We start from the raw sequence: 13,241 nt of genomic DNA, 5'->3' as shown, positions 1-13,241 counted from the left end.
CCCTTGCCAGGGGCGCCGGAGACTTCGATACTGAGGGTATCTCACCCACGTGTGGAGCCCTCGTGTTGCAGGATGCCCTCGAGATCATCGATACGCGTTGTGCCCTGCTCGTCGTCGACGTGCAAGGCGACTTCATGCCTGGCGGGGCGCTAGCCTGCGCCGATGGCGATGCCATCCTGCCGGGGTTGAGCCAATTGCTCAGCGAGCGACGATTCGCGCACGTCGTGGCGACCCAGGACTGGCATCCCGCTCGGCACGTCTCTTTCGCCAGCGAGCATGCGGGCTATCAACCCTTCGACACTCTCGACCTCTACGGCGAGCCGCAGACCCTGTGGCCCGATCACTGCGTGCAGAACACACCCGGCGCCCGGCTGCATCCCGAGCTCGACTGGGCACCGGTGGATCTCATCGTGCGCAAGGGATGCGACCCCCGTATCGATTCCTACAGCGCCTTTCGCAACAACCTGGCGCCCGATGGCACACGCCCCACCACGGGGCTAGCCGGTTGGCTACGCGAACGCGGCGTCGACAGCGTCTATCTCTGCGGCCTGGCGCGTGACGTATGCGTGTTGTGGAGCGCCGAGGATGCCGTCGCCGCGGGGTTCAAGACATGCTTTCTGTGGCCGCTGACTCGCCCGGTCACCCACGACACGGACGCCGCCACGCGGCAGCGTCTCACTCGGCTCGGCGTCGAGATCATCGGCGCTTGAGCCAACCCATCGCACGACAAGCGTAAGGAGAACGCCATGAGCGATCACGTCTACAAGCACATCGAGCTGACCGGCTCCTCGCCGCACGGCATCGAGCAAGCCGTGAACAATGCTTTGGAAAAGGCCCGCGAGACGCTGCACGGCATGCGCTGGTTCGAGATCACCGATACTCGCGGCCATCTCGAGGACGGACGCGTGGGCCACTGGCAGGTCACGCTCAAGGTTGGCCTAGCCCTCGATTGAACGTCACCGGGCGCCATGGCACGACGCCTTGGCGCCCCTGTCATTGGAGGCGCCGCCTGGTTTATGCTACGCGCCAGTCATTGAGCGCGGATTCCCTCGCATGAAGATCATCATACTCGGCGCCGGCCAGGTCGGCGGCACACTGGCCGAACACCTGGCCAGCGAAGAAAACGACATCACCGTCGTCGATATCGATACCAAGCGTCTGCGCGAGCTGCACAACCGTCTGGATATCCGCACGGTCGTCGGCACGGCCTCCTACCCCATGGTGCTACGCCAGGCCGGGGGCGAGGACGCCGACATGCTGATCGCGGTGACCAACTCCGACGAAGTCAACATGATCGCCTGCCAGGTCGCGCATACGCTGTTTCGCACGCCGACCAAGATCGCCCGCGTCCGCGCCACCGCCTATCTGACGCGCAAGGGGCTGTTTTCCCACGATGCGATTCCCGTCGATGTGCTGATCAGTCCCGAACAGGTCGTTACCGACCATATTCGCCGCTTGATCGAATATCCCGGCGCCCTGCAGGTGCTCGACTTCGCCGGCAGCCTAGCCCAGTTGGTGGCGGTCAAGGCTTACTACGGTGGACCGTTGGTGGGTCAGGAACTGGGCTTCCTGCGCCGTCACATGCCCAACGTGGATACCCGCGTGGCGGCGATCTACCGCCGCAACCGAGCACTCATTCCTCACGGCGACACCGTCATCGAGGCCGACGACGAGGTGTTCTTCATCGCCGCGCGCAAGGATATTCGCGCGGTGATGAGCGAGTTGCGCAAGGTCGACCGTGACTTCCGTCGGGTAATCATCGCCGGTGGCGGCAACATCGGCGAACGCCTTGCCGAGACGCTCGAGCACAGCCATCAGGTGAAAATCATCGAGCATGAGCTGGAACGCTGCACGGTGCTCTCGGAACGTCTCGACCGCACCGTGGTCCTGCACGGCAGCGCGACCAGCAAGCGCTTGTTGCTGGAAGAGAACATCGAGGACTGCGATATTTTCTGCGCGCTGACCAACGATGACGAGGTCAACATCATGTCGTCGATGCTGGCCAAACGCCTGGGGGCCAAGAAAGTACTGACGCTGATCAACAATGCCGCCTACGTGGATCTCGTCCAGGGCGGCGAGATCGATATCGCCATCTCGCCGCAGCAGGCCACCATCGGTGGTTTGCTCACGCATGTGCGGCGCGGCGACATCGTCAACGTGCACTCACTGCGGCGTGGTGCCGCCGAGGCCATCGAGGCCATCGCCCACGGCGATTCGCGTTCCTCCAAGGTGGTGGGACGCACCATCGACGAGATCGACTTGCCCAACGGCACCACCATCGGCGCTATCGTGCGCGGTAAGGAGGTCCTCATCGCCCACGACGATGTCGTGGTGGAAAGCGGCGACCACGTGATTCTCTTCGTCATCGACAAGCGCCGCATCCGCGACGTCGAACGCCTTTTCCAGGTAGGGCTGACGTTCTTCTGATGAGTAACCGGTTACCCACGGCTTCCGTTTCTACAAGGCGACTACCATGAGCTTTCTGGTGATCCTGAGGATCGTCGGGCTATTGCTCATGCTGTTCAGCCTGACCATGGTGCCACCGGTGGTGATTTCGTTGATTTTCGACGACGCCACCTGGGATGCCTTCGTCATCGGGCTAGGCATCACCTTCCTTACCGGAGCGCTGCTTTACTGGCCTGCGCGCAATGCGCGCCGCGAACTGCGTACCCGCGATGGTTTTTTGATCACCGTGATGTTCTGGAGCGTACTGGGGCTGTTCGGTTCGCTGCCGCTGATGCTTGCCGCAGACCCGTCACTATCGTTCACCGACGCCGTATTCGAATCGTTTTCCGGCCTCACCACTACCGGTGCCACCATCCTCACCGGCATCGACCTGCTGCCCGAGTCGATCCGCTTCTATCGCCAGCAGCTGCAATGGCTAGGCGGCATGGGGATCGTAGTGCTGGCGGTGGCGATCCTGCCGACGCTGGGCATCGGTGGCATGCAGCTTTACCGCACCGAGATTCCCGGACCGCTCAAGGACTCCAAGCTGACGCCGCGTATCACCGAAACCGCCAAGGCCCTGTGGTACATCTATGCCGCCCTGACCCTGACGTGTTTCTTGGCGTATTGGCTGGCGGGCATGAGCTGGTTCGACGCCATCGGGCACAGCTTCTCGACCGTCGCCGTCGGTGGCTTCTCGACCCACGACGCCAGCATCGGTTATTTCGACAGCGCGACCATCGAGCTGATTTGCGTGTTCTTCATGATCGTCTCGTCGCTGAGCTTCGGGCTCCACTTCGCGGTGTGGCGCGAGAAGCGTCTGAGCCATTATTTGCTCGATCCCGAATTCCGCTTTTTCGTGATCTTCCTCGCGCTGCTGGTCAGCGTCACCATCGCCACGCTCATGCTGAGCGGTACCTACGACGACACCCTGGGATTGCGCCATGGCTTGTTCGAGGTGGTGTCGGTGGCTACCACCACCGGTTTCGGGGTCGCCGACTTCACTGCGTGGCCGGGGGTTTTGCCGTTCATGCTGTTCATCGCCGCTTTCGTCGGTGCCTGCTCAGGCTCCGCCGGCGGGGGCATGAAGGTGATCCGCATCCTGTTGATCCTCAAACAGGGCCTGCGCGAGATTCACCGCCTGATTCACCCCAATGCGGTGTTTTCGGTCAAGGTCGGCAAGATGCGTATCTCCGGGGGGGTGGCCGAAGCGGTATGGGGATTCTTCTCCGCCTATATGCTGCTTTTCGTGCTGATGCTGTTGATTCTGCTCGCCACCGGGTTGGATCAGGTGACGGCTTGGTCGGCGGTGGGCTCGGCCCTCAACAACCTAGGCCCAGGGCTGGGCGGCGTGGCCACACACTACGGTGACATGCCGGATCTCGCCAAGTGGACCCTGGTGATGGCGATGATGTTTGGGCGCCTGGAAATCTTCACCATCCTGGTGCTGTTCACGCCCGCCTTCTGGCGACGCTGAGCCAATACGGCACTCTTCACCATGAATTACTATTCACCATGAATTGTCGAAATCCCCACTATTCATGCTAGAAGGGCGACATTTCACACCCTCTCTTCACTAAAGACTAAGAACAACGAGGCCGATTCGTCGGGTATCGCGATGGTGGCAATGCTACCATGCGCGCTTCCCGGCCCACCGCGACGGGCCTTTATCCGTTATTCAGCCTCGAGAAAGCGTCATGTCTACCAGCCTCGCAAGCCCTATACGTGCGGTAGCCCGCCTAGGGCTCATCCCACAAATCATCATCGGTATCGTGCTTGGCATCGTCGTGGCCACCACCTGGCCCGATGTCGCCACCTCGATATCGCTTCTGGGTGAGGTGTTCATCTCCGCCCTGAAAGCAGTGGCACCAGTGCTGGTTTTCCTGCTGGTCATGGCGGCCATTGCCAATCATCGCCGCGGTCAGCCCACGCATATTCGCGGCGTGCTGCTGCTATACGTGGTCGGCACCCTGTGCGCTGCCTTGGTGGCCGTCGTCGCCAGTTTCGCACTTCCCACCACGTTGATCATCGACGCGCCCCAGGCGAGCGGCGAACCGCCGGGCGGTATCGCCGAGATCCTGCGCAACCTGCTGCTCAACGTCGTGGACAATCCCATCCATGCGCTGATGAATGCCAACTTCGTGGGTATTCTGGCCTGGGCGATCGGGCTGGGCATGATGCTGCGCGGCTCCTCGGAGACCACGCTCGGGATGCTCAACGCCTTTTCCGATGCTGTCTCCAACATCGTACGCTTGGTGATCCGCTGCGCACCGCTGGGCATCTTCGGGCTGGTCGCAGGCACGCTCGCGGATACCGGCATGAATGCCCTGCTCGACTACGCCCACCTGCTCGCCGTCATCGTCGGCTGCATGGTATTCGTGGCATTGATCACCAATCCCTTGATCGTGTTCCTGGCCACCCGACGCAACCCCTACCCACTGGTGTTCGCTTGCCTACGTGGCAGTGCCATCACGGCGTTTTTCACACGCAGCAGCGCCGCCAACATTCCCGTCAATATGGAGCTTTGCGAGCGCCTCGACCTGGACGCCGACACCTATTCGATCTCGATTCCGCTAGGCGCGACCATCAACATGGCCGGCGCCGCCATCACCATCTCGGTGATCACCTTGGCAGCCGCCCATACCTTAGGGATCGGCGTAGACTTCGCCTCGGCCCTGTTGCTGTGTATCGTCGCCTCGCTCGCTGCCTGCGGCGTTTCCGGTGTAGCCGGCGGTTCTCTGCTGCTCATCCCGATGGCCGCCAGCCTCTTCGGCATATCCAATGACGTGGCCATGCAGGTCGTCGCCATCGGCTTCGTCATCAGCGTCGTGCAGGACGCCACGGAGACCGCGTTGAACTCGTCCACCGACGTGTTGTTCACCGCCGCGGCGTGCCGTGCCAAGCGCTGATTCGTGCACTCGACGCCCCGCTCGCCGCATCATCGAGCGGGGCCGGGTTTGGCCCGCCCCCTGCCATCGTGGATAATCGAGCTTTTCCGCCACCGAAGCGAAACGCCGCATGCCCGATACTCCCGCCGGCCCTCGCCAGGTCATCGATCAGGGCGAGACCCGTTATACCCTCCTGGGTACCGCCCACGTCTCGCGCGCCAGCGCCGATGAGGTCCGCGAGCTGATCCGCTCCGGCGACTTCGACGCCGTCGCCATCGAGTTGTGCCCCACGCGCCACCAGAGCGCCACTCAGCCCGACGCCATGGCCAAGATGGATCTCTTCCAGGTCCTGCGCCAGGGCAAGGCTGGCATGGTCGCCGCCAGCCTCGCACTGGGTGCTTTCCAGCAACGCGTCGCCGAGCAGTCCGGCGTGACGCCGGGGGCCGAGATGCAGATGGCGATCAAGGAGACCCAGCGTGCGGACTTGCCGCTATATCTCGTCGATCGCGAAATCGGCGTGACCCTCAAGCGCATCTATCACAACGTGCCTTGGTGGCAACGCATGAGCCTGATTTCAGGGCTGCTGGGCAGCGTGGTCTCGCGCAAGAAAGTCTCCAGCGAGGAGATCGAGCGCCTCAAGGAAGGCGATGTACTCGAATCGACCTTCGCCGAGTTCGCCGAACAGTCGGAGTCGCTGTACACGCCGTTGATCCGCGAGCGCGATCGCTACATGGCGCTGCGCCTACGCGAGGAAGTCGCCGGGAAAGCGCCACGGCATATCCTGGTGGTCGTCGGCGCCGGTCACATGAAGGGGCTGGGAGAGCATCTCCAAACGCTGGGGCAACAACCGCCCGATGCCGAAGCCATCGACGAGGAGCGGCGCTCACTGGAAGTCACCCCGGCCCGCCCCAAGCTTTGGAAGGTGCTGCCGTGGGTCATCGTCGCGCTGGTACTGACCGGCTTCGCCATCGGCTTTTCCCGCGATACCGGCCTCGGCTGGTCGCTGGTCGGTGAATGGTTCCTGATCAACGGCGCGCTCTCGGCACTGGGCACCGCCATTGCACTGGCCCATCCACTGACCATCATCGCGACCTTCATCGCCGCGCCCTTGACGTCGCTCAACCCGACCATCGGCGCCGGTTTTGTCGCCGCCGGCGTCGAACTGGCCCTGCGCCGCCCCACGGTGGGTGACTTCTCGCGCCTGCGCCGCGACGTCAGCTCACCGCGCGGCTGGTGGAAGAACCGTGTCGCCCGTACGCTGCTGGTCTTTTTGCTTGCCACGCTGGGTTCCGCCGCCGGCACCTGGATCGCCGGGCTGCGTATCGCCGGGCAACTGTTCGGGTAAGGACACTTCCACCCCATTGCCCACAGGCACTGCTCGCGGGGCACCTCGACCGGCCGATGGCCGGCCGGTCATCCACCATGAGTCACCCCGCTCCGTCTAACACATCAACAAGCGCATGCACGGGTTAGACGAACGCGTAGGCATCATCCGGACATGGCCTACGAAAATCGCGTTCCTTGCCGATAAAATTATTGGAGTCTCGAACATAACGCAGGCACGCTCGGCCTTGATGACGAAAGCGGCGACGTTTTGCAGCATGCGGTAGCCCCGTCGCCACGCAAGGCCGTTTTACCGATGAGGGCAGCCCGTATGCCAGACAAGCGTTACATGCACCACAACACGTATTCCATTCCGAGCTGGCGTTTCTTTCGCTGGCTTCTCTGCAACGAACGCCTGCCCCTACAAATTCAGCGACGCTTGATCTCGGGCCCCAATATTCAGACAGCCACCATGTGGTCCGGGACGCTCTCGACACTCCTGCTCACGCTGGTCGGGCTCTATCGTCATCCAACACCGTTATTCTGGCTCTGGTTTCTGGTCACCCTCACGCTCACGATTTACCGAGTTGGGCTGCATTATCAGATCCGGCAACAATGGCGCCAACGCATCGCCAACCCCGCCGACCAGATTTACTTGGTCAACCTGCTCTGGTGTGCCACGACCGGGCTGGGAACCGCGCTTTGCCTGCTCAGCGGCGACACCGTCCTGCAAGTGCTGGTCATTCCCTCAATGGTCGTCTTTGCCTCCCTCGCCGCGTGCTTTTCTCATGGCACGCCTCGCTATGCCATGCTGCAGGTCCTACTACTGGATCTACCGCTCAAGCTCGCGGTCCCCTTCCAGCCCGAACCCTGGTTCTGGATATTCGTGTTGCAAGGTCCCTTCTTCTGGATGGGGTTGTACAGGATCATTCGCGCTCTCGACGACATGTCGATTCAAGCCCTGCTCGGCGAGTATTACAGTCAGCGACGGGCCAGCCTCGACCCGCTGACCGAGCTGTTCAACCGGGAAGGCTGGTTCCGCGAGGCCCTGTCGATTCGTGGACCGGGGCGCGCGCCACTTCCCGTCAGCCTGCTCTTTTCGGATCTCGACGGTTTCAAGTACATCAACGACACCTACGGCCACATGGCAGGCGATGATCTTCTGCGCCACGTAGCCACCGCCATGAGCGAGATCCTGCGCCACGACGACATTCTCGCGCGCTGGGGCGGCGATGAATTCGTGATTCTGCTGCCGGGCACCGGTCCAGAGGCGAGTCGCATGATCGCGCAGCGACTGGTCGACACCATCGCCGACATCGGGCACGCCTATCCGGGAATAGGGCTGAGCATCGGACTCGTGCATTGCCAGGATTGGCGAGGCATGGATCGCGACCGTCTGGAGCGCCTGGTCGCCCAGGCGGATCAATCCCTCTACCAAGCCAAGCGGCAAGGCAAGGGATGCTTTCAGGAACTGACCGAGCAGGCCTGAGCCAGCAAAAGTGCCCTGACCTAGCGATCCGACATATTCGGCTATTAGTCTTGGACGATCCGAACTGTCGGCATCACCCTCGGGCAGAGCTGCACATCGCCTAATCCATGCAAACCAAGGAGAGAAATGTGGCCTCGTTCGAGCACACCATCCGGTCGCGTTATAGCTGTCGTGATTTCAGCCCGCAAACGGTTCCTCGCGCACTCCTCGACAGACTGCTGAAGACCGCTCAGGGAATTACCCATGCCGATGGCAAACGCAGCGTGCCTTCGGCGAGTTCTCTCTACCCCCTCAAGCTGTTAGCGATAGCCGGGCGCATTCGCGACCTGGACGCGGCGACCTACATCTTCGATCCCGAAAGCTGCAGGCTGAAAACGCACCTCGACCACGACATACGCGAGGCACTCCAGCACACGGCACTCGAGGATCAACCCTGGATCGGCCAGGCGGCCGGCATTATCACGATCTGTGCCGACATGAGCGTCGCAACCCAAACATTCGCCGATCAACCGCCCTATGGATCACGCGGCCAACGCTACGCCTGGATCGAGGCAGGCGCCGCAGCTCAAAACATTCAGTTGCAGGCAACGGCCGAGGGACTGGGCAGCGTGCTCGTCGCCGGTTTCCGCGACGAGGCTACGCTAGAAGCACTGGCCCTCGAAGCGCCTGTAACGCCGCTAATCCATTTGTGCTTCGGTTGGCCGGCTGCTAAGCAGTAACGGGTCCCGACGGAATAAACGATGTCCGAGAGCCACTGACAGTTTTCCACCAAGGAAGGAGTGACCATGATCCGCGTCCCATTATTCTGCAGTGGCCTGATGGCGCTGATCATCGTGGTCATGACACAGGCGTTCCCGGGTGCGGTTACCTCCATCGACTGGGCGCTACTGATCGGTGCGTCCATAGTCATGGCTTTAACGCCTGGCGCCAATCAGCTCTTATCGCTTTCCAATGGTTTCCATGTCGGTGTCGCGCCTGCCATGACGGCGGCCTGCGGGCGGTTCGCGGCCTTCGTGCTCATGGTGATCGGTGTCGCCGTAGGGCTGGGGCATTGGCTGGCAACGTCGGCGATCTTCTTCAACGTGCTCAAGTGGATTGGCGTGGCGTATCTGTCATATCTCGGAGTGCGGTCATTGCTAACGGCCTGGAAGCCCAAAGCGGTAGCGCCGAGCGAGAACATCGAGGCCGCACAGGCCTGGCCGCTGCTACGCCGGGAAGCGCTGGTCGCATTCTCCAACCCCAAGGCATATGTGCTGTTTGCGCTCTTCCTGCCGCAGTTTTTGCATGCCGATAGCGTCTCGTTCGCACCGGCCATCATGCTGGCGGGGCTGGCTTATATCTTGATCGAGTTCGTTTGCGCGCTGCTCTATGCCGGCGCGGGACATCTACTCGGGCGCGGCCGCATCAGTCTGAGCCGGCAACGCTGGCTGGATGGTATCAGCGGCTCGCTAATGGTTAGCCTGGCCGGGTGGTTGGCGTTGGCGAAACGCCAAGCTTAAGCCGGGAGATAGAGGATTCGATGCAACAAGTCATTCTAGGCTATTACGGTTCACGCTAATCTATACCTCGAATCCGTTCTACAGAGGAAGCTATCGTGGACTCGAAGATACGTGTCGTCATACCGATCTACCCCGGCGTAACGCACCTGGATTTCACCGGACCTCATCAATTTTTCTCGCGTGTGCCGCAAATCGACGTGGTGGTCGCATCCATCGACGGGGAGCCCGTTGACGTCCAAGGATTGTGGCCTGAGCCAGCAAAAGTGCCCTGACCTTTCACTCCACCACGACGCTCTCCTCCAGCACCTCGTCGATCAGCGCGACGAAATCGTCGAAGGCGGGGTGCGTCAGGCTCGGGGAACGGTGTACTTCGATCACGGCGGGGGGCAGCGACGGCAGCCCCTCCTCTTCTCCCAGCGCTCGCCAGTTCTCGGGTAGCGAGCGGCGATCGGTCACGGTCAGCGTCTGGCCCTGATTGACGATGACGCGCAAACCACTCGGACTCTGACTGGTAGAGTCGAGTTGCCAGTCGTGACCGATGCCGGCCAGCGCGGCCAGTGCCCGGCGCCGGTAAATGCACTGCTCCGGAAACAGCGCCAGCGGAATCGGCCGCCCGGGGTCGAGCACAAAACGCCGATGCGCCGCCCAGACCACGTCCTCCGTGGCCACGGGTCGTCCTCCGCTGTCCGCGGCGTGTTGCACCGCCATCACGATATCCAGCGAGCCTTTCTCCAATTGTTCCAGCAGTTCCGTCGACATGCGGCAGTGAATATGCACATGAACGTCGGGATGCCGGGCGCCGAAGCGTTCGAGCAAGGCCGGCAACCAGGTATCGGCATAGTCCTCGGGGAGGCCGAAGCGCAGCGTCACGGGCTGGGAACGCCCCAGCGCCGCGATCGCCTCGCGTTGCAGCTGCAGCAGGCGCCGCGCGTAGACGAGGAAGGTCTCGCCATCGCCGGTCAACGTGAGCCGACGGCTGCCACGCTCGATCAGCAAGGTATCGAGGCGTGACTCGAGCGTGCTGATGCGCAGGCTGATGGTCGACTGCGTCTTGTGCAGATAACGCGCCGCGGCGGTGAAACCGCCGCTGTCGGCCACGGTGACGAAGGCCAGCAGCAGGTCGCTGTCCAGCGCGGCCAGCGCCGTGCTATCGGCATTTCCGATGACTGCCATTGAAATGACTCGTTTTACTGATGGGAGGGTTCTGTCCAGCATAGAGGACATCGACGGGCCGCCCAACCTTCACGGCGGCAACGTCCCGTTACCTGACACCTTGCTGATCGAGAGGACACCTGCCATGCCGACGACCGCTGCCGCGATCGACTCCGCCGTCGACGCCAAGCCGACCCAGCGCCGGCTCGCCGATGCTGAGCGCACCGACCTGAGCGAACTGGTCGACACCGACCGCTACCCGCTGCATGACGTCGACGATCCGCGCCTTCAGGCCGAGATCGCCCGGGTGCGCGAGGATCTGGATCGCGAGGGCTGCGCCGTGCTGCGCGGTTTCCTGCGCCCCGAGGCATTGGAGCAGGCCCGCAACGAGGGGCGTGAACTCTCGGCCAAGAGCTATTACGCCAGCCGCCGCGTCAACGCTTGGTTCACCAGCGACGACGAAAGCCTCCCCGAGAGCGATCCCCGGCGGCATTTCATGGAGCGCACCAGCGGCTTCGTGACCCGCGACATGATTCCGGCGGATACGGTGATCCAGCAGCTTTACGTCTCGCCGGCGATGAAGCGCCTGGTGGCCGAGTGCCTGCAGGAGGACGAGGTCTATGAATATGCCGATCCGTTCGCCGGCCTGGTGCAGAACGTGCTTCCGCCGGGCACCGAGCAACCCTGGCACTACGATACCAACGAATACATCGTCACGATGATGACCGACATACCGGACAGCGGCGGCGAGTTCCAGTATTGCCCCAACATCCGCACTCCGGCGGGCGAGAACTACGACGGCGTCGGCGCGGTGATCCGCGGCGAGGACACCACCACGCCCCGCACGCTGCTGCTGCGTCCCGGCGACCTGCAACTCTTCAAGGGCCGTTACTCGCTGCACCGCGTGACACGCGTCGGCGGCCAGCGCGAGCGTCACACCGCGATCTTCGCCTATTCGCAACAGCCCGGCGTGGTGGGGCGTCTCGAGCGCACGCGCCAGCTCTACGGCCGGGTCTCGGAAGCACACATCGAGGCGGAGAAGCGCCGTGAAGAGCGTGCCGACGGACTGCTCGACTGATCGGAACGCCTGCGTTCCCGCGCGTTTCGGTATTTCTGTCTAGATAAATCACGCTGATTCCACTTTCATGACGGGACCGACGACCATGACCCGCTTGTCATCCACACTGCCTTCCCTGCTGGAAGGCACCGATATTCTGGCGCCGACGCACGATCCCGCCGAGTGCGAGCCCACGCAGGCCGAGAGCCGCCAGATTCTGCTCGACCGCCTGGCCCGCACCCGGGCCGAGCTGAAGAAACGCGATATCGTCGCCGCCGTGCTGTTCGATCCGACCCATGTGCGCTACGCGACCGGCGCGCGCAACATGCAGGTCTACTCGGCGCGCAACCCGGCGCGTTACGCCTTCGTGCCGGCGGAAGGCCCAGTGGTGATGTTCGAGTTCTCCGGCTGCAGTCACTTGACCGAGGGCTTGCCCGGCATCGACGAAACACGCCCGGCGACGGCGATCTCCTATTACTTCTGTGAAGATAACCTTCAGCAGACCACCGAGGCGTGGGCGGACGAGATCGACGAACTGGTACGCCAATGCGGCGGCCAAAAGGGCGACAAGGTGGCCATCGAAAGCGCCACCTCGCATGCCGCCTTCGCACTAGGCGAACGCGGCTGGCAGATCTGCGATGCCCAGATTCCGCTGGAACGGGCACGCGCCATCAAGGTGCCCAACGAGATCAAGATGGTGCGCAGCTCACTGCGCGCGGTCGAGGACGGAGTCCGCAAGCTGGAAGCGACGATTCGCCCCGGCGCCACGGAGAACGAGGTCTGGTCGCAGCTGCACCAGCACATCATCGCCACCGATGCGGACTACGTCGAAACCCGGCTGATGAATTCCGGGCCGCGCACCAACCCCTGGTTTCAGGAATGTTCCAACCGCGTCATCCAGGACGGTGAGCTGGTGGCACTGGATACCGACGTCGTGGGCCGATACGGTTATTACGCCGATTTCTCGCGGACCTTCCTGTGCGGCGACGGCCAGGCGACGTCCACCCAGCGCGAGTTGTATCGCATGGCTTTCGACCAGGTGCGCCATAACATGGCCCTGATCGCACCGGGCATGTCATTCAAGGAATACGCCGAGAAGGCCTGGCAGATTCCCCAGCCCTACAAGGCGCGCCGCTATTTCGCGCTGGCGCATGGTGTCGGCATGACCGGCGAATATCCGTATATCGTTCATCGCGAAGACATCGACGACAAGGGCTACGACGGCATCATGCAACCCGGCATGACGCTGTGTGTGGAGAGCTACATCGGCCACGAAGACGGTGGCGAAGGCGTCAAGCTCGAGGAGCAGCTTTACATTCGCGACGACGGTCAGGTCGAATTGCTCTCCGACTATCCGCTCGACGCGCGGTTGCTGGCCGACTGAGGGG

12 protein-coding genes are annotated in these 13,241 nt (G+C 62.6%); 11 read left to right on the top strand and 1 reads right to left on the bottom strand.

Annotated elements, in window-relative coordinates; translation table 11 throughout:
• The first annotated feature begins 62 nt into the window (after positions 1 to 62).
• From KZO83_RS07230 to KZO83_RS07190, 9 genes are all read left to right on the top strand, one after another.
• Entirely contained in the window at positions 63 to 710 is a 648-nt protein-coding gene (locus KZO83_RS07230) for a nicotinamidase (RefSeq protein WP_247620295.1), read from the top strand.
• 36 nt (positions 711 to 746) lie between these two features.
• The gene (locus KZO83_RS07225; protein WP_040242962.1) at positions 747 to 953 is read left to right on the top strand and encodes a dodecin; all 207 of its coding nucleotides are present in this window, start codon (positions 747 to 749) and stop codon (positions 951 to 953) included.
• A 100-nt stretch (positions 954 to 1,053) separates the two neighbouring features.
• Positions 1,054 to 2,427, top strand: a complete 1,374-nt coding sequence (trkA, locus tag KZO83_RS07220; RefSeq protein ID WP_247620294.1) for a Trk system potassium transporter TrkA — start codon at positions 1,054 to 1,056, stop codon at positions 2,425 to 2,427.
• Positions 2,428 to 2,473: 46 nt separating this feature from the next.
• Positions 2,474 to 3,922, top strand: a complete 1,449-nt coding sequence (locus KZO83_RS07215; RefSeq protein WP_247620293.1) for a TrkH family potassium uptake protein — start codon at positions 2,474 to 2,476, stop codon at positions 3,920 to 3,922.
• 220 nt (positions 3,923 to 4,142) lie between these two features.
• The gene (gene sstT / locus KZO83_RS07210; RefSeq protein WP_247620292.1) at positions 4,143 to 5,354 is read left to right on the top strand and encodes a serine/threonine transporter SstT; all 1,212 of its coding nucleotides are present in this window, start codon (positions 4,143 to 4,145) and stop codon (positions 5,352 to 5,354) included.
• Positions 5,355 to 5,463: 109 nt separating this feature from the next.
• On the top strand, positions 5,464 to 6,678 hold the full coding sequence (locus tag KZO83_RS07205) for a TraB/GumN family protein (RefSeq protein WP_247620291.1): 1,215 nt from the start codon (positions 5,464 to 5,466) through the stop codon (positions 6,676 to 6,678).
• A gap of 309 nt (positions 6,679 to 6,987) precedes the next feature.
• Positions 6,988 to 8,145: a GGDEF domain-containing protein gene (locus KZO83_RS07200; protein ID WP_247620290.1), complete on the top strand. Its 1,158-nt coding sequence runs from the start codon at positions 6,988 to 6,990 to the stop codon at positions 8,143 to 8,145.
• 128 nt (positions 8,146 to 8,273) lie between these two features.
• The gene (locus KZO83_RS07195; RefSeq protein ID WP_247620289.1) at positions 8,274 to 8,864 is read left to right on the top strand and encodes a SagB/ThcOx family dehydrogenase; all 591 of its coding nucleotides are present in this window, start codon (positions 8,274 to 8,276) and stop codon (positions 8,862 to 8,864) included.
• Between the two features lie 66 nt (positions 8,865 to 8,930).
• Positions 8,931 to 9,644, top strand: coding sequence for a LysE family translocator (locus KZO83_RS07190; protein WP_247620288.1), 714 nt, complete (start codon positions 8,931 to 8,933; stop codon positions 9,642 to 9,644).
• Between the two features lie 276 nt (positions 9,645 to 9,920).
• Here KZO83_RS07190 and KZO83_RS07185 read toward each other — a convergent pair whose 3' ends face one another.
• Complete coding sequence (locus KZO83_RS07185) at positions 9,921 to 10,817, bottom strand: LysR family transcriptional regulator (protein ID WP_247620287.1); 897 nt, start codon at positions 10,815 to 10,817, stop codon at positions 9,921 to 9,923.
• Between the two features lie 124 nt (positions 10,818 to 10,941).
• On the opposite strand from KZO83_RS07185, the gene KZO83_RS07180 reads away from it, so the two are divergent.
• Entirely contained in the window at positions 10,942 to 11,874 is a 933-nt protein-coding gene (locus KZO83_RS07180) for a HalD/BesD family halogenase (protein WP_247620286.1), read from the top strand.
• A gap of 85 nt (positions 11,875 to 11,959) precedes the next feature.
• Entirely contained in the window at positions 11,960 to 13,237 is a 1,278-nt protein-coding gene (locus KZO83_RS07175; RefSeq protein ID WP_247620285.1) for a M24 family metallopeptidase, read from the top strand.
• The last annotated feature ends 4 nt before the right edge of the window (positions 13,238 to 13,241 follow it).

It is taken from the genome of Chromohalobacter moromii (assembly GCF_023091865.1).
Taxonomy (GTDB): domain Bacteria; phylum Pseudomonadota; class Gammaproteobacteria; order Pseudomonadales; family Halomonadaceae; genus Chromohalobacter; species Chromohalobacter moromii.
The sequence above is the reverse complement of the archived record's forward strand: the minus strand, read 5'-3'. Positions and strand labels throughout refer to the sequence as shown.

Excerpts from the sequence above, each read along its gene's own strand:
- trkA (WP_247620294.1), top strand. The coding sequence starts at position 1,054 with ATGAAGATCATCATACTCGGCGCCGGCCAGGTCGGCGGCACACTGGCC.
- KZO83_RS07225 (WP_040242962.1), top strand. The coding sequence starts at position 747 with ATGAGCGATCACGTCTACAAGCACATCGAGCTGACCGGCTCCTCGCCG.
- sstT (WP_247620292.1), top strand. The coding sequence starts at position 4,143 with ATGTCTACCAGCCTCGCAAGCCCTATACGTGCGGTAGCCCGCCTAGGG.
- KZO83_RS07185 (WP_247620287.1), bottom strand. The coding sequence starts at position 10,817 with ATGGCAGTCATCGGAAATGCCGATAGCACGGCGCTGGCCGCGCTGGAC.
- KZO83_RS07205 (WP_247620291.1), top strand. The coding sequence starts at position 5,464 with ATGCCCGATACTCCCGCCGGCCCTCGCCAGGTCATCGATCAGGGCGAG.
- KZO83_RS07180 (WP_247620286.1), top strand. The coding sequence starts at position 10,942 with ATGCCGACGACCGCTGCCGCGATCGACTCCGCCGTCGACGCCAAGCCG.
- KZO83_RS07215 (WP_247620293.1), top strand. The coding sequence starts at position 2,474 with ATGAGCTTTCTGGTGATCCTGAGGATCGTCGGGCTATTGCTCATGCTG.
- KZO83_RS07190 (WP_247620288.1), top strand. The coding sequence starts at position 8,931 with ATGATCCGCGTCCCATTATTCTGCAGTGGCCTGATGGCGCTGATCATC.
- KZO83_RS07200 (WP_247620290.1), top strand. The coding sequence starts at position 6,988 with ATGCCAGACAAGCGTTACATGCACCACAACACGTATTCCATTCCGAGC.
- KZO83_RS07175 (WP_247620285.1), top strand. The coding sequence starts at position 11,960 with ATGACCCGCTTGTCATCCACACTGCCTTCCCTGCTGGAAGGCACCGAT.